Raw genomic sequence first — 13157 nt, 5'->3', positions numbered from 1 at the left:
ACGCGCAATTTGACCGGCAGGAACCCTCCAATGAAAACCCCTGAAGAGTATTACGCCCTGGCCCGCAGCCTGTTTTTCACCGCCCACCCTGATTTTCAGTCCGCGCTGGATGAACTGAGTGAGAGTGATGCGCGCGCCGCCAATATGTCCCTGCGTGAACTGCGCGCCTGGCACGCCGAGCGCATCTATGCCGCGTTTCTGCGGCAGAAGAAGCTCGACGGCATGCTGTTCTCCATCCAGCTGGCGGAACCGGATAAAGCGGTTGCTGCACAAGCGATTGAAACCTATCTAAAATCTCACGCGGGAGCACTGGGTATGACGTGGGAAGAGTTCTGTATTAAGAACGAGTTATAAGCGATGTACTGATAAAAAGGCGATCGGAGAGAAATTTCCGGGGAAAAAGTTGTACAAGATGGGAAAAGTTGTATAACTTAACACTCACGACGACTGTCGTCGATTGTCCTTGAACGAAAGGTGCTATTGCACCGCCTCTGGAGGTGTTGCTGGATTTCCACCTCCAGAGGTTCGATTTTTTGCGTGCGCCCTCTGCTTTTGCCCGCTTTACTCCCCTGTCGTTGCATCTTTACGCCGCGCTGTTTCACCCGTATGAAAATAATTGCCGCCCTGCCGCTTGTCACTGGTTTTATTTACAGTAATATGACGCTCCCACTTTGATTACTGGAATGCCCTGATGTTTGTGGAGCTGATTTACGACAAGCGCAACGTAGCCGGTTTACCGGGCGCGCGCGAAATGATTTTGCAGGAGCTGGAGAAACGCGTGCAGCGCGTCTTTCCGGATCTGGAGGTGCGGGTTAAGCCGATGGAGCGAAACGCCATCGAAACCGATATGAGTAAAAACGACAAGGCGACAATTGCGCGTATTGTTGAAGAGATGTTCGATGAAGCCGAGATGTGGCTGGTGGCCGATTAGGCCACCAGCTGCCGCGCTTAGCTTTCCTGCTCGCTGTGATTGATGGCGATTTCCAGATCCTGAATCGCCTGATCGATATCATCCAGCAGCTGTCCCTGCTTGTTGATCAGCGCATCAAAACGCGTGGCGTACTCTTTATCCTTGTACTCCCCGGCATCAAAGGCCAGCCAGTGGCTGGAAAGCGTCTCAGTGTTGGTCTGCGCATAGTGACGCATCTCTTTTAGCTGTGAGGTGACATCACGCAGGTAGTCAGTTTTGGTTTTGATTGCCTCTGTATCACTCATGCTATTTTCCTTTTTGCTGATAAAGCCAGTTAAAATAACGCCTGAGCAATTAAAGTTAGCAGATAATAGCGAAGCCGCCTGCAGAATTATCCGAAGTATGTAGCCGCAGGGAAAAGGGACATCCCGGTCCCTTTGTTGTGCCCGTTTGAATTACAGATACTTCTTCGCCAGCGCAATCAGTTCATCCTTCGCGGCGCTGCCCAGCTTCAGCACGCCCTGTTCAACAAAGCTGAAAGCCTGGACAAAGTCCTTCACCCCGGCGCTGATATCCTGCGCCACCGCATCGCTGGCGGCGGTCGCAGCCACCGGCGCGTCGGGGACAGCAACCGGTGCGGCGGTCTGCGCGTTGCGCACGCCAGGCGTGGCGGCCGCCGAGGCGCCTGCGCTGGCCGAGCCGTTCGCCAGCGTATCCTGCGTTGCCAGCTGCTGATCGAGATCGACCGGAGCATCCGCATGAAACGGTTGCTCAGCGCTGGCGGGCGCTGCCGGTTGCGCAGCTGGCGTTGCGGCTGCCGGCGGCGTTGCTGGCTGGGCAACGCTATCAGCTGCGCTGTTAGCGGCAGCCGGCGCGCTGGCCGTTTCGTTGGCAAAACTCTCCAGCGGTGACAATGCCTGTTGCGCCGCAGCGCTGGTTGGGTTGATGACAGTTTGATCGCTCATAATTTTCTCCTTATTGCTAAATAAAGACCGCAGTTGCTGCAAACGGACTGCGATCCGCTCGGTAATACGCATCTGGTCCTCCTTAGCGCCGCGGCTGTGGCGCGGTTTGCTGCCCGGCCGGCGGCGTGGAGGGCGTTGAGGTGTGGCTGGCGCTGCGCGGCGGCTGAGCATCCAGCTTTTTCTGCAGCTCAACCAGTTGGCTGGTCAGTTCGGCGACCTTTGCTTCGCGTCGATCGGAGATTGCCCGGTACTGCTGGCGAATCTCCTCCACGCGCCGGTTGGCGTCGTTATTGACGTAAAGAAACAGAATGGTCATCGCCACACACAGCAGCGATAACAGCATCAGCAGGCCACCCAGCATCAAATGACGGCGGTGGCTTCGCACCAGCAGTTCACTGTTTATCTGCACCATCGCGGTTCTCCTCCAGAGTGGTGATCAATTGATTTATCTGGCTGCGAAACTTATCGCTGTGCTCGGCTTCGGTGGTCGCCAGCAGGATACCGAGTGCGTTCTTGATCAAACGCAGATCGGTCTCCAGCGATGAGATACGCCGCAGGTTTTTGTCGTGACGGATGCGCAGTTCATCGTTTTCCTGGCGCATCAGCGCATGGCTCTCCTTGAGAAGCAGCACCTGCTCTTTGTAGCTGGTGATGATCTCGCCGCCCGCGCGATTGCTGGTGACGATAGACGCGATCCCCGCCATCAGGGGTTTCCAGAACACCGCTGCCGCGCCACCGCCAAGCAGCAGTGCGCCTACGCTGGTGACCAAACTACTCTCCATGCCCTACCTCTCTCACCTGGCGAGGGTTAGCCGGACACCCCGCTGACCTCCCTCGCCAGTATCACGGCCAGCGGCATATTTAAGTTTACTTTAAATAATGATTTTAAGTATACTTAAGTCAAGCCTGGAGGAGTTGTCAAGATGATGAAAAAAGAATCTGGTGGTGAGCGCATTCGCCAGCGCCGTAAGGCACTGAAATTAACGCAGCAGGCACTGGCCAATGGCATTGGCGTGTCGCACGTTGCGGTTTCGCAGTGGGAGAAAGAAGAGACGGTGCCGCGTGGTGAGCATCTGCTGCGGCTGGCGGAGTTGCTGCAGTGTAGCGCGGCGTGGATTATTGATGGCGACGGCCAGCCGTTTGCCAGTACGCACGCTTCCCCCGCTCTCACTGCCGTGCCGCTGGTCACGCTGGTGCAGGCCGCGGACTGGCTGGATGAGCAGCGACTGCAGTGGCAGCAGCAGGCCGTCCGCTTTCTTTACAGTGACGAAGCACTGAGCGACAGTGCGCTGGCGGTAACGCTGGAAGATGACGCCATGAACCCGGCGTATCGCGCCGGCGACCGGTTGATCTTTGATCCGCAACGCGTGCCCCAGCCGGGCGATGTGGTGCTGGCACGGGTAGACGACGTCGCGATGGTGCGAATTATTCGGATGCACGACGAGCAAATTTTCTCGTTACGGCCGCTGAACGAAGATTTTCCCGTGCAGCAGAGTCAGAAAAGTACGCTGGAACTGATTGGCACGCTGGTGGAAATGCGGCGGCGCGGCAGCCGCTGAAGCAGCAAAAAACCCGCCACGCGGCGGGTCAAATCCAACAAAAGACTACGGCAAAAATCACAACGTGTCGGTGAGATGATCGACGACCACCCTTCCCTCGGGATCGGTTTGCGTTATACGGTAACTGACGCGGTAAGAGCGGCGGTTACTCAGTTTATCGAACAGCGCCACGCTGCCCTTGTGCTCACCGTTGGCACCGACAATATGCCATTCGGTGACATCTTCCTGTCCCCGGTTATGCAGGCGTAACAAGCTCTGCTCAACTAAACGATCGCTTTCATCAATCTTCAAATAATCACGCAACATCTTTATCACCTCCGGTTAACCCGGCTAACGATACGCTTTTCATTTATCCTTTCAATCGAATTTATTTATCGTTCACGCCGCTGGCCAGCGGTTGAGTAAAAATTCCCCCTGCCGTGCCCCGCCAGCCGCTTCGGTTAAGTGGAATTTAATAAAATAGTTAACGATTACGCGTCTAAGCGCTGGACAGATCCTGCCGTCTGGCTGTTAATGTAAGGCAAAATAACGATAGCGCCGGACAATCTCATGCTGACTACCATCCTTTACCGCAGCCATCTCTATGATCACGTTCCCATCAAAACGCTGGAGGATATGGTTGGCAAAGCCAATAAGAAAAACGAAGTTTCAGATGTCACCGGCATTCTGTTATTTGATGGACGGCATTTCTTCCAGCTGCTTGAAGGACCCGATCAGGCCGTTCAGGGCATTTACGACCGTATCTGCCGCGACGCCCGCCATCACAATCTGGTGGAGCTGATGCATGACTTCGCGCCAGCCCGGCGCTTTGGTAACGTCGGAATGGAGCTGTTTGACCTGCGCGAGCACGACAAATCCAGCGTACTGCAGGCGGTGCTGGATAAAGGCACGTCGCGTTACCAGCTGACCTATGACGACCGTGCACTGCAGTTCCTGCGCACCTTCGTTGAGGCGCGGGAAAAAGAGAACTATTTCGAGATCCCGCCGGCCAATACCTGGGAATTTATTACTGATGCGGAAAGCCAGCGTCAGCTGGAGAGTCTGCAACACTATGTACAGGATTGCCGGTTTGCGTTTCAGCCGATTGTTGATCCCTTCTCGCGGCGTATTAAGGCCTATGAAGCGCTGATTCGCACACCGGACGGCGGTTCACCGCAGGAGTACTTCTCTGCGTTTGGCGGTGATGCGATTTACCATGCTGATATTCAGTCCAAAAGTCTGGCCTTCAACCTGGCGAAAAATCTCGGCCTCGGCGAGCAGACGCTGACCATCAATCTGCTGCCAATGTCACTGGTCACCGTCCCGAATGCGGTGGATTTCCTGCTGCAGGAAATCGCGGCCAACGGTCTGGTACCGGAGCAGATCGTGGTGGAAGTGACGGAGAATGAAATCATCTCGCGTGCTGAAGAATTTACGGCAGAAGTAAGAAAACTTAAGGCGGCCGGTATCAGCCTGGCGCTGGATGACTTTGGTGCCGGGTTTGCGGGGTTGTCGCTGCTGTCTAAATTCCAGCCGGATAAGATCAAAATCGATCGGGAAATCATCAGTGACGTGCACAAAAGCGGCCCAAAACAGGCGATTGTGCATGCCATTATTAAGTGCTGCGCTTCGCTGGAGATCGCGGTGATTGCTGAAGGCGTGGAGAAAGCAGAGGAGTGGATGTGGCTGGAAGCGGTCGGTGTCAGTCAATTCCAGGGCTATCTGTTTGCCCGTCCGCAGTTTAATGGTTTTCCGGCAGTGGCCTGGCCGGAGATCAAGTAACTGCACACGCTGACCGCCGTAATTACGGCGGTCACAGGCTTAACACTCAGTCTCACGCGCCGGTTCTTCCAGCCGTTCACTCAGCACTACGTACTTCATCATCTCAAAGGTACGCTGCGTCATTGGCACCGCGCTGCACGGGCGAAACCAGCCAAACTGCTTCTGGTACAGCCACACTTCCGGATAGCGCTCGCCATCTTTAATCCAGTAATAACCATCATTCATAGGTTTGCCCAGCGGCCTGAGCCGCGAATCAGACATTCATGCGTGCCCGATAAAGTGATACGCCCTCTGGCGTAATGAGTAACCCTGCTTGCATGAAAGCTTACTCCAGCTAAATACTGTAGCAGAGAATAGAGGCAATTGTGCATTTCACGCTGGGCTTATTCAGGCAGGAAACGAGACGCGAAGAGAATAAATGCCCCTAAGCTAAGGGGCGAAACAAACAGGCAACTAAACGTCCGTGTTTCGGCAATGGAGTGGAGTACGACAGACACAGGTTTCAGGAAGCGATATCGTCAGGCGTGCGCTGAACAATAAGTTCCAGTGCCTGGCGATAAATATCCAGCTGAACCACGTCATGTTCAGACTCTAATCGCTCCAGCAGCGCCAGAATAATATCTTTATTGCTCACGCGCAGTTTCACCGCCGCCAGCTGTTTGTAAATCAGCGCGATGACCTCTTTTTCACTGGCATATTCTGAGCCGGCGTGCTGAAAATATTCTGACAATTGAGACTCTGCTGACGTCGATGCATTCTGTTTCATAACAAGCCTCATCGGGTGAGCTGCAGTGAAAACTACAGCGATTAATCGGTTACTCAGGTTAATTTTTGATTCAGCACAGGTAAAAAAGCAGCCTCTGAAAGTGGAAATCCACAACACCTTCAGAGGCGATGCAAAGCATCATTCGTTACGTGTGACTGACTGCCACAAGCGAGAAGTTATACAAAGATGGAAAACTTGTACAACAATTTAGTTAGCATTTCGTGTGGTCAGAGGAGATTTGCACAATAATTTCGCCATTCCCTTCAACAATAAATCACCATTTTCGCAGGAAAAATCATGCAGTTAACCTGAATAAAATATCAGGCGCTGTGCTAAGCCTCTCTTTCTGCTCAACAAAATTATTTTTACTCCTTGCTGACGCGTGCACTTCTATACAGCCCCCGTAAACTTGTACAACTTTGCAAAACTGTACAATTTAGCCGTTCTGCGTGTAGAGTGTGAAAACGATTACGGCCGCCAGAAACGGCCACCGATCAGCTAAAATTCATCACAACAAAACCCCTGCTGGAGAGAAAGATGAAACAACACGAAACCAACAAGGAGCGTAAAAACGAGGGCGAGGTACACAAGGGTTTACCGGAAGCCGCGCCGCATGCAGGTAATGCTTATGAGGAAGATGATCATCCAGCCCATGATGATGCTCGTGAGCACGGCGAAATCCCGCGTACACGCGATGACAGTCAGGATGACAAAAAAGATCCTTATCAGGATCAGTAAAATACCTTCGATGATATCTGGACCGACCCACCGGATGTTATTTTCGTGGCCGCTGACTGCTGGCGTTAATAAGCGAAGCGGCAACCGAGATTGATCATTGAGTTTAATTAAGACATTATTTTGCGGAAATTAGAGAAGGCGTGCCTTCATTCATTTCTGGAGAGCACTGATGGATACGGGTTTTTACTGGGTAGGCAGCAGCACAACTGAGCCTGAGGTATGGTACTGGGATGCTGGACGCGGTTTTTATCGCCCGATGGAGCCGATACCGCTTTCTCTGCCTCGTTTTAAATCTGCCGGTTTTAAACTTCTCAGTGGCAAACTGATGCCACCGGAAGAGGTGCAATCTGCTTAGGTTTTCGTCTGCAGGTGAGAATATTGTCAGTTACGCTGTTAAGCGCAGCGTAGCTGAACTATATTCCTGTGAGGAGGACATGATAATGCAGGAAGGATTTTATTGGGTGCAGCGCGGCGCAGAACAGCCAGAAGTCTGGTTTTTCTCAACCAGTGGAGAAGGTGCCTGGTTTGAACCCACCAAAAACGATGCCATCAGCAAGCAACGCTTCGCTGAACAGGGCTACAGGACGATCAGCGAACAACTGTCACTGCCCTGACCCTGACGAAACCGCCTCTCTCAGGCGGTTTTTTATTGCGCGCCGCTAAACCTGCATGCTTATGATTTCCCCTACGGATTTGTAGGGTTAAGTTGTTTTAGGTTGCTATAGGCTGTAACAGAGACATACCGCAAGTCACGAAGTACCCACAAGGTCGTTTTACGGTGATTTGCGGTATTTTTTTGTGCTTCATATGTGCTACCACTCAGATTATCGGCCGGTTATCCTCCCGCGCCGATATCACTCCCCATGTCTGCACGCCAATGATCGTAATCTCTTCCAGCGCCTCTCCCTCGAACGTTTCTCCATCCTCGCAGGTGATGTAATCGCGACCCAGCATGCCAAGCTGGCAGATGCCGAAAGCCACAAAGTAGATTGTGTCACCCACCTTTGGCCGCACTGACCTGTCGATAATCGCCACGCCATCGCACGTCGGAACGTGGAGCGTTTCAGACGGACGCGAGGTGATCAGCACCGGACCACCGGCAGGTCGGAAACTTTTGTGGTATATGCCGGCGAAAGCATCTCGCGCTTCATCGCCCACGTGTTCTGTATACCCTGCCCTGCGAACCATAGATTCCCCTTCCCGCTCAGGTTAAGACCATCCATCACGCGCATCAGCGCTTCGCTGTTGGCCTGTGGTTTGTTTTCATCAAACAGATTCAGCTGCGACACGCCTTCGCTGTAGAAATCGCCCAGCATCACGCCAGCCTTCATGTAGCGGTGTCCTTCAAGCCAGATGCGATCGAGCGCTTCAGTGGCTACCCGGATGATGTCGCGCGTGTCGTTGGTTGGCGTGAGCACCTTGCCGGTCGACTGGTTGCCGTAGAAAACTTCACCCACGGCGTGAGGGCTGGTCCGGACGAACACGGCTATCTGCGTGCAATACTGGCGCTCTCCGCGCAGCTTACTTGCAGCCCGCGCGGCGAAGGTGCATATGGCTTCGCGCATGTCGTCGTATTTGGTTATCCGGGAGCCGAATGAACGGGAGCAGACGATCTGCTGTTTGGTGGGCGCGAACTCTTCCAGCTGTAGGCATGGCTCACCGCGCAGCTCTCTGACGGTTCTCTCCAGCACAACGTTGAAGTGTTTACGGATGGTGTAGGTGCTTTGCTCTGACAGGTCTTTTGCGGTCATGATGCCCATGGCGTTCAGCTTCTTACTGATGCGCCGGCCGACGCCCCATACATCCTCCACCGGCACCAGCGACATAAGCTTGCGCTGACGGTCGATGTTCGACAGGTCCAGCACGCCGCCGATCTTCGTCCACTTCTTGGCTGCATGGTTAGCGGTGAACAGTGGAGCGAGCTTAGTGGGGAGCGGAAGCTGAACGGCATGACTAATGCTTTTGGCTCAACGGGGAGTAGCTGGATGGTTGTCGGCTTAGTTGCCATGCTGCCATCAGATGACTTGTGCTCGATTTCCTGTCTGACTTTGTCGCCGTACTTCTTCGGATTATTCATTCGGGTCAACGCCCACTAGCGCGTATCGATAAGCAGACGAGTTTTTGCGACAGCTGCTGATTCCTCAGCCACCTCATCGGCAGTGTCGAATATTTCTTCGAAAATTGCGTTTGCCCGAGTATCCGTGGCCTTTGCGTATTGGTCTCGAAAGTCTTCATGCTGAGCCAACAAGCGGAATACGGTCGCCTTTCCGGACATACCTGATCGCTCAAAGACTTTGCGCAGGCTTTCACCATCAGCAAGCAGTGAACAGATATCAGCAGCCACCTCTGGTAGATAATCAGAAGTGCGGCCAGTTTTAGCTTTGGTCGCCATAAATTTTCCTTTAATTTTTTTTCGATTCGATCAATATTGCCTGCAGAGCTTTTTGGAAGCTGCGAAGGTGACGTCATTCAGACTGTGAAAAATGTAATAACGGTAGGGCTGCTTTGGTGGCCTTTGATCCCAAAAACACTATCCATGATGAATGTAACAATCCGAGCAAGGAGTAACGCCATGAAGAAATCAATTCAGATGTGCCAAGCTGTGTACCGCAAGGTTTTCCACCAAACAAATGATGTGACAATGAATGACGTCTTACTTTTTACGCTTGGTTGTGGGGCTGCGTTCCTACTTCCAAAAAGCTCTACCTTGTCATAATTTTGATTCCCTCTTTACACCATTTTTTACTCTGCGTTCAAATCGATGAGGTACTCGCGACAGAACATTTCTTGTTTGTCGGTAAGTGCCTTATATTATTCCTTGATGATATGGAAATTGTGAGATGGCAGAAATATCAATTGACGCAACATGCCCGCATTGCTTAAAGGAAAATGCTTATATGCAATTTATCAAGCAAGCTATCCTTGAGCCTTATAAGCATTCTCTGGTTTTTCAATGCCAATCATGTTTTAAACTTATGGTTGCGGAAGTACTATCAAATGAGGCCGGCGGTCCATCCGTCATAGCGCATCACTCCATTTATCCGATAGTTGTTAACAGAAACGATAGAACCTCCGTTCTTGCAACTTATCCTGAAGTAAAATCTTTTGTTGCACCTTCATCTACGCCAGAAAGGGCGTCTAAATTTTTCATGGAGTCCAAGGAAGATTTTTCAAGGGGCAGGTATGAAACTAGCGCCATGAACTGCCGCAAAGTTATTGATATAGCCACTAAGCACTTACATCTTGGTAATGAAGACAAGCTTGTACGTCGCATTTCTGCCCTTCGCGAGCAGGGTCTTATAACTCAAGAAATGGCTGACTGGGCTCACATAGTTCGAATTGATACAAATGGCGCCGTACATTCAGATGAAGAGTTCAGCCAAGATGAGGTTGATCAACTAATTAAGTTTACTGAGGTTTTTCTAACTTACGCATTTACATTACCAGCGTTAGTCCGGGATAAGCGAGAAGTGCCGTGAAGGTAATTCCATCGTTGGTTTTGACATGTTGACCTTATGCCTTGCAATCCCTTTAAGCATCAATAATAGGCACGTACTCCGTCTTAAGCACGTCATCCGGCGCTAGGTATACCTAAGCGCCATATCAACATCAATAAAAAACCGCCCGTAGGCGGTCTTGTTAATCAATAGGCTTTAGCGGTGGACTTGCTGCCTCAATTTCCTTTTTTACCTCAAAGGATGATAGCGGCTCAGTAGATGCGATCATGTACCTATCACCATTTTCTAAAGAAAACTCTTTGATAAAGTATGTGTCGTTCAATGGGGTTGTTACTTCTGCTTTTGTTTCGCGTGTGTAGAACTTACCTATACGCTTGTCTGCCTTGACTGGTAACTCAATGCTTCCATGGCTAAGAGGCCCTAGCCATACCTCTCCATGGCGCAAACCGCCAAGAACGAGATACTCGATAAATTTTGCATCGCTCATGCTCAATCCCTTTGTTTAGGAGGAGCATCAAATATGTCATGAAATCATCACAGGGCGCACTCGCAAATGCGCCTGTGATGAAGATTTTTTGGCAACTAATGACCCCTAAAGGTTGTTTCTTATCTTCCGATAACTACTCTAACAACGGAGGTGATCATGATAATCAAATGCCCCAAATGCAGTTCAGAGAATGTAGATAAAAAGAATTACGCCACTAAAGGCTTAGCAGCAATCGGAGGGCTTGCTGCTGGTTTAGCTGTAGGAGCGAAAGCTTTTGATGCAGTTTCTGATGACTCAGGAACTGATGGTTCGCTTCTAACTGCATCACGCTTTGTGATCACTGGTGGTGTTATTGGTGCGGCTATAGGAGCGGCTGTTGGCGGAGTAACTGCCGGAGCTATGTTAGGATCGCAGATTGACGATAAAATTATGGATAATTATATCTGCCTAAAATGTGATTATACATTCTCGAAATCCTGATTACTTCAAGTACTGTTCTTTGATGTACTGCTGCAGCGCAGCTATTTTTGCCCCGTCGTCTTTGATTCCGGCTCGGATACCGAGAAGGTTTCGTCCAGCAACTTGAGAGAGTTCGACGATGGTTCCATCGTCCACGCTGGCGGGCTGGGTGGCCTGCTTTGGACAGGTGCCGGCGACGAGCACCCGACCATCGCGATCAAGCTTGCGCTGCAAAGCATTATTTTCAGCTTTTGCACTGGCTAACTCCTTTGTGTATTCCGCATCGTGAGCGGCAACGTCACGCTGGCTTACAGTCACATCATCAATGTTCTGCTGACGCTCTGTCGCCAGTGATTCGGCTTTGATGTATTTGCCGTGGTAATAGCCAGCCAGCTTTGCCAGGGCGACGACAAAGAGAATCAGCGCAGCCGTTGCAATCACCTTCCAGTTATCAGCAATCCACTTCATCATTCACCTGCCGGCGCTGCCTGGATGATTACGGTGCCGGGGTCTTTAGCGCACTTCTGCACTGCGCTTGAGTCGATGGCAATTGAGCATTCCCCGTGCTGCGCAGGAACTCATTTTCCTTCTGCAACGAATTGAATCGCGCTTCAGCTATTGAGCGCCGGCGGCTTTCTTCATCGAGCGTTGCAGCTAGGCTATCAAGTCGCTTCGTGATTGGTCCGAGGCCTTCAGCAAAGATCATGTTGTGCTCGTTCGCCAGGATGAACTGCTCACGCAGGCGGGAGTTGCGTTCGGTCAGGTTGGCATTGTCATACCAGAGCTTGCCGATGAAGCTAATAATGATTACTGAGAAAATTGCCGGGATGAACCGGCGATAGCGGGCCATTCTTGCTTTACCTGTCATAGGAGTATCTGCAAAGCACAGTCAGTACGCGTACGGCGATCTGCCAGGCCATTTCAGCCGCCATTAATCACACGAGTCAGTCCGGTTACGTCGCTCTGGTCAGCGTGCTGGTTGCAGTTATTGGCTTTCCAGAACCAGCCTGCGGAACGGGCAGCGTTAGCATCCTGAAGAACCAGATCGGGTTATCCAGCAGCGGGAGTTTCAGTGCTTTGCCGCACGCTTAGTAATTGACGCGAAAAATTACCTGTATAAGCCCACGGACACGATACTTCCAGCCGTCACCATTGAGGTTGTTCCAGTATCTTCCGCCGTAAACGAGATTGGCGCTCGCTACCTGACGCTCTTCAGACAATGAAGCGGCATCGGGCTGGCGGCCAAACTGTTCTCGCTGTGCAGCAGTTAAGCGCGCATCAAAAATCTTCAGGCCTTACACGATGTAATTGAGGTTTTCAGACACTCGCGTGAATCCGGCGGATTCTGTGCCGATCTGCGCTATGAAGTGTGCCTGGCGCTTTGGCGTATTAATGCCGAATTCTTTCATGGTTGCCAGTAAATGTGGAAACCACTTATCGGCCAGTGCATCACTGATGCCTGCGGCCTTCTTAAACTGGTCACGATTCATCATTGTGGCACTCTTGCATCACCTGAAGCTTTTTGCAGGAAGCGCTTTTCCATTGCTTTGATAAGCGATGAGCCGGGCCAGCCAGCCATACCGCAGATTGCGCCGGTCACTTCCTGAGGCCAGTTCCAGTATGTCGCCAGTAGCATCATCTGAAAGCCAGCGAACACGGATACAATTAACTGAAAACAGAGTGTGCGCTAGCTGAATGAGTCGCCGCTCAGAACCTTATAGGCATAGGCTGCAACCGAGCCGAGCACTGTCATGCCCAGAGCGATCAGCGCGGCAATTAAGGCAGGATCGGATTTGTAAGGCATACATTTAATATCTCCCTCCCCCCCGCATAGTGGACTTGTCAAAATAGGAGCCGTCTAAATATTAAACAGTATATGCTCGGTTAAGCTTCATCTTGTCGAGAGAGAAGCCCCGCCTTGCGCCGTTGGGTAGCCGAAGAAATAATCCGCCTAAGTGCGAATTTTTTGTTCAGAAAAGTCGCGCACTGCCACACAGCATCACGGGTGAGATTTGATTGATTAGCAGGGACGAAAACGAAAAAGGCACCGCCGA

Annotated in this window: 20 protein-coding genes and 5 pseudogenes; 9 read left to right on the top strand and 16 right to left on the bottom strand. The window is 51.6% G+C overall.

Going from position 1 to position 13157, the window contains the following annotated elements; genetic code table 11:
* The first annotated feature begins 30 nt into the window (after positions 1 to 30).
* Both AC6I7J_RS08020 and AC6I7J_RS08015 read left to right on the top strand, forming a co-directional pair.
* Complete coding sequence (locus tag AC6I7J_RS08020) at positions 31 to 354, top strand: DUF6388 family protein (protein WP_498007095.1); 324 nt, start codon at positions 31 to 33, stop codon at positions 352 to 354.
* A 337-nt stretch (positions 355 to 691) separates the two neighbouring features.
* Positions 692 to 931: a DinI-like family protein gene (locus tag AC6I7J_RS08015; RefSeq protein ID WP_021509882.1), complete on the top strand. Its 240-nt coding sequence runs from the start codon at positions 692 to 694 to the stop codon at positions 929 to 931.
* A 17-nt stretch (positions 932 to 948) separates the two neighbouring features.
* Here AC6I7J_RS08015 and AC6I7J_RS08010 read toward each other — a convergent pair whose 3' ends face one another.
* The 4 genes from AC6I7J_RS08010 to AC6I7J_RS07995 all read right to left on the bottom strand — a co-directional run bounded on the left by AC6I7J_RS08010 (position 949) and on the right by AC6I7J_RS07995 (position 2657).
* Complete coding sequence (locus tag AC6I7J_RS08010) at positions 949 to 1215, bottom strand: hypothetical protein (protein ID WP_021509881.1); 267 nt, start codon at positions 1213 to 1215, stop codon at positions 949 to 951.
* 150 nt (positions 1216 to 1365) lie between these two features.
* Complete coding sequence (locus tag AC6I7J_RS08005) at positions 1366 to 1875, bottom strand: hypothetical protein (protein WP_278428227.1); 510 nt, start codon at positions 1873 to 1875, stop codon at positions 1366 to 1368.
* 82 nt (positions 1876 to 1957) lie between these two features.
* Entirely contained in the window at positions 1958 to 2287 is a 330-nt protein-coding gene (locus AC6I7J_RS08000) for a hypothetical protein (protein ID WP_127834273.1), read from the bottom strand.
* A complete protein-coding gene (locus AC6I7J_RS07995) occupies positions 2268 to 2657 on the bottom strand; it encodes a hypothetical protein (RefSeq protein ID WP_031280179.1) in 390 nt (129 codons plus the stop codon). Before AC6I7J_RS07995 ends, AC6I7J_RS08000 begins: the two co-directional genes overlap by 20 nt.
* Positions 2658 to 2798: 141 nt before the next feature.
* On the opposite strand from AC6I7J_RS07995, the gene AC6I7J_RS07990 reads away from it, so the two are divergent.
* Positions 2799 to 3434: a S24 family peptidase gene (locus tag AC6I7J_RS07990; RefSeq protein WP_132462250.1), complete on the top strand. Its 636-nt coding sequence runs from the start codon at positions 2799 to 2801 to the stop codon at positions 3432 to 3434.
* Between the two features lie 57 nt (positions 3435 to 3491).
* Here AC6I7J_RS07990 and AC6I7J_RS07985 read toward each other — a convergent pair whose 3' ends face one another.
* Positions 3492 to 3740 carry a hypothetical protein gene (locus AC6I7J_RS07985; protein ID WP_211726884.1) on the bottom strand — a complete coding sequence of 83 codons (249 nt, stop codon included), beginning with the start codon at positions 3738 to 3740 and terminating at the stop codon, positions 3492 to 3494.
* Between the two features lie 243 nt (positions 3741 to 3983).
* Between AC6I7J_RS07985 and AC6I7J_RS07980 the strand changes: the two genes are divergently transcribed.
* On the top strand, positions 3984 to 5195 hold the full coding sequence (locus AC6I7J_RS07980) for a diguanylate phosphodiesterase (RefSeq protein ID WP_498007094.1): 1212 nt from the start codon (positions 3984 to 3986) through the stop codon (positions 5193 to 5195).
* Between the two features lie 39 nt (positions 5196 to 5234).
* Here AC6I7J_RS07980 and AC6I7J_RS07975 read toward each other — a convergent pair whose 3' ends face one another.
* Together AC6I7J_RS07975 and AC6I7J_RS07970 are read right to left on the bottom strand one after the other, a co-directional pair.
* Complete coding sequence (locus AC6I7J_RS07975; RefSeq protein ID WP_104188855.1) at positions 5235 to 5420, bottom strand: hypothetical protein; 186 nt, start codon at positions 5418 to 5420, stop codon at positions 5235 to 5237.
* 277 nt (positions 5421 to 5697) lie between these two features.
* On the bottom strand, positions 5698 to 5961 hold the full coding sequence (locus AC6I7J_RS07970) for a biofilm/acid-resistance regulator YmgB/AriR (RefSeq protein ID WP_058757399.1): 264 nt from the start codon (positions 5959 to 5961) through the stop codon (positions 5698 to 5700).
* 537 nt (positions 5962 to 6498) lie between these two features.
* Here AC6I7J_RS07970 and AC6I7J_RS07965 point away from each other — a divergent pair.
* From AC6I7J_RS07965 to AC6I7J_RS07955, 3 genes are all read left to right on the top strand, one after another.
* Entirely contained in the window at positions 6499 to 6699 is a 201-nt protein-coding gene (locus AC6I7J_RS07965) for a hypothetical protein (protein WP_058757398.1), read from the top strand.
* 169 nt (positions 6700 to 6868) lie between these two features.
* On the top strand, positions 6869 to 7054 hold the full coding sequence (locus AC6I7J_RS07960; RefSeq protein ID WP_058785645.1) for a hypothetical protein: 186 nt from the start codon (positions 6869 to 6871) through the stop codon (positions 7052 to 7054).
* 85 nt (positions 7055 to 7139) lie between these two features.
* The gene (locus AC6I7J_RS07955; protein ID WP_498007093.1) at positions 7140 to 7313 is read left to right on the top strand and encodes a hypothetical protein; all 174 of its coding nucleotides are present in this window, start codon (positions 7140 to 7142) and stop codon (positions 7311 to 7313) included.
* A 205-nt stretch (positions 7314 to 7518) separates the two neighbouring features.
* On the opposite strand, the gene AC6I7J_RS07950 is transcribed toward AC6I7J_RS07955, so the two are convergent.
* The 4 genes and pseudogenes from AC6I7J_RS07950 to AC6I7J_RS07935 form a co-directional block, all read right to left on the bottom strand.
* A complete protein-coding gene (locus tag AC6I7J_RS07950) occupies positions 7519 to 7788 on the bottom strand; it encodes a hypothetical protein (RefSeq protein WP_498007092.1) in 270 nt (89 codons plus the stop codon).
* Positions 7782 to 8603, bottom strand: a pseudogene (umuC, locus tag AC6I7J_RS07945) (translesion error-prone DNA polymerase V subunit UmuC); the annotation flags it as partial. The gene AC6I7J_RS07950 and the pseudogene umuC, both read right to left, overlap by 7 nt.
* A gap of 119 nt (positions 8604 to 8722) precedes the next feature.
* Positions 8723 to 9091, bottom strand: a pseudogene (locus AC6I7J_RS07940) (terminase small subunit-like protein); the annotation flags it as partial.
* Positions 9092 to 9441: 350 nt separating this feature from the next.
* Positions 9442 to 9501: pseudogene (locus AC6I7J_RS07935) on the bottom strand (terminase small subunit); the annotation flags it as partial.
* A 38-nt stretch (positions 9502 to 9539) separates the two neighbouring features.
* Between AC6I7J_RS07935 and AC6I7J_RS07930 the strand changes: the two are divergent.
* The gene (locus AC6I7J_RS07930; RefSeq protein ID WP_498007091.1) at positions 9540 to 10178 is read left to right on the top strand and encodes a DUF4145 domain-containing protein; all 639 of its coding nucleotides are present in this window, start codon (positions 9540 to 9542) and stop codon (positions 10176 to 10178) included.
* Positions 10179 to 10338: 160 nt separating this feature from the next.
* On the opposite strand, the gene AC6I7J_RS07925 is transcribed toward AC6I7J_RS07930, so the two are convergent.
* Positions 10339 to 10644: a hypothetical protein gene (locus tag AC6I7J_RS07925; RefSeq protein WP_498007090.1), complete on the bottom strand. Its 306-nt coding sequence runs from the start codon at positions 10642 to 10644 to the stop codon at positions 10339 to 10341.
* A 156-nt stretch (positions 10645 to 10800) separates the two neighbouring features.
* Here AC6I7J_RS07925 and AC6I7J_RS07920 point away from each other — a divergent pair, with 156 nt between their 5' ends.
* On the top strand, positions 10801 to 11124 hold the full coding sequence (locus AC6I7J_RS07920) for a hypothetical protein (RefSeq protein ID WP_498007089.1): 324 nt from the start codon (positions 10801 to 10803) through the stop codon (positions 11122 to 11124).
* On the opposite strand, the gene AC6I7J_RS07915 is transcribed toward AC6I7J_RS07920, so the two are convergent.
* The 4 genes and pseudogenes from AC6I7J_RS07915 to AC6I7J_RS07900 all read right to left on the bottom strand — a co-directional run.
* The gene (locus AC6I7J_RS07915; RefSeq protein WP_498007088.1) at positions 11125 to 11574 is read right to left on the bottom strand and encodes a lysis system i-spanin subunit Rz; all 450 of its coding nucleotides are present in this window, start codon (positions 11572 to 11574) and stop codon (positions 11125 to 11127) included.
* Between the two features lie 25 nt (positions 11575 to 11599).
* Positions 11600 to 11971, bottom strand: coding sequence for a hypothetical protein (locus AC6I7J_RS07910; RefSeq protein ID WP_498007087.1), 372 nt, complete (start codon positions 11969 to 11971; stop codon positions 11600 to 11602).
* Between the two features lie 53 nt (positions 11972 to 12024).
* Positions 12025 to 12593: pseudogene (locus AC6I7J_RS07905) on the bottom strand (glycoside hydrolase family 19 protein).
* Positions 12593 to 12772 (bottom strand): annotated as a pseudogene (locus AC6I7J_RS07900) (phage holin family protein); the annotation flags it as partial. The pseudogenes AC6I7J_RS07905 and AC6I7J_RS07900, both read right to left, overlap by 1 nt.
* Positions 12773 to 13157 lie beyond the last annotated feature (385 nt).

The organism is Type-C symbiont of Plautia stali, from assembly GCF_059730935.1.
This window is presented reverse-complemented; position numbering and strand designations above follow the sequence as displayed.

Coding starts and splice junctions, on each gene's coding strand:
- AC6I7J_RS07985 (WP_211726884.1), bottom strand. CDS start 3,740: ATGTTGCGTGATTATTTGAAGATTGATGAAAGCGATCGTTTAGTTGAG.
- AC6I7J_RS07980 (WP_498007094.1), top strand. CDS start 3,984: ATGCTGACTACCATCCTTTACCGCAGCCATCTCTATGATCACGTTCCC.
- AC6I7J_RS08005 (WP_278428227.1), bottom strand. CDS start 1,875: ATGAGCGATCAAACTGTCATCAACCCAACCAGCGCTGCGGCGCAACAG.
- AC6I7J_RS07965 (WP_058757398.1), top strand. CDS start 6,499: ATGAAACAACACGAAACCAACAAGGAGCGTAAAAACGAGGGCGAGGTA.
- AC6I7J_RS07995 (WP_031280179.1), bottom strand. CDS start 2,657: ATGGAGAGTAGTTTGGTCACCAGCGTAGGCGCACTGCTGCTTGGCGGT.
- AC6I7J_RS07955 (WP_498007093.1), top strand. CDS start 7,140: ATGCAGGAAGGATTTTATTGGGTGCAGCGCGGCGCAGAACAGCCAGAA.
- AC6I7J_RS08000 (WP_127834273.1), bottom strand. CDS start 2,287: ATGGTGCAGATAAACAGTGAACTGCTGGTGCGAAGCCACCGCCGTCAT.
- AC6I7J_RS08020 (WP_498007095.1), top strand. CDS start 31: ATGAAAACCCCTGAAGAGTATTACGCCCTGGCCCGCAGCCTGTTTTTC.
- AC6I7J_RS07915 (WP_498007088.1), bottom strand. CDS start 11,574: ATGATGAAGTGGATTGCTGATAACTGGAAGGTGATTGCAACGGCTGCG.
- AC6I7J_RS07925 (WP_498007090.1), bottom strand. CDS start 10,644: ATGAGCGATGCAAAATTTATCGAGTATCTCGTTCTTGGCGGTTTGCGC.
- AC6I7J_RS07910 (WP_498007087.1), bottom strand. CDS start 11,971: ATGACAGGTAAAGCAAGAATGGCCCGCTATCGCCGGTTCATCCCGGCA.
- AC6I7J_RS07975 (WP_104188855.1), bottom strand. CDS start 5,420: ATGAATGATGGTTATTACTGGATTAAAGATGGCGAGCGCTATCCGGAA.
- AC6I7J_RS08010 (WP_021509881.1), bottom strand. CDS start 1,215: ATGAGTGATACAGAGGCAATCAAAACCAAAACTGACTACCTGCGTGAT.
- AC6I7J_RS07920 (WP_498007089.1), top strand. CDS start 10,801: ATGATAATCAAATGCCCCAAATGCAGTTCAGAGAATGTAGATAAAAAG.
- AC6I7J_RS07990 (WP_132462250.1), top strand. CDS start 2,799: ATGATGAAAAAAGAATCTGGTGGTGAGCGCATTCGCCAGCGCCGTAAG.
- AC6I7J_RS08015 (WP_021509882.1), top strand. CDS start 692: ATGTTTGTGGAGCTGATTTACGACAAGCGCAACGTAGCCGGTTTACCG.
- AC6I7J_RS07960 (WP_058785645.1), top strand. CDS start 6,869: ATGGATACGGGTTTTTACTGGGTAGGCAGCAGCACAACTGAGCCTGAG.
- AC6I7J_RS07930 (WP_498007091.1), top strand. CDS start 9,540: ATGGCAGAAATATCAATTGACGCAACATGCCCGCATTGCTTAAAGGAA.
- AC6I7J_RS07970 (WP_058757399.1), bottom strand. CDS start 5,961: ATGAAACAGAATGCATCGACGTCAGCAGAGTCTCAATTGTCAGAATAT.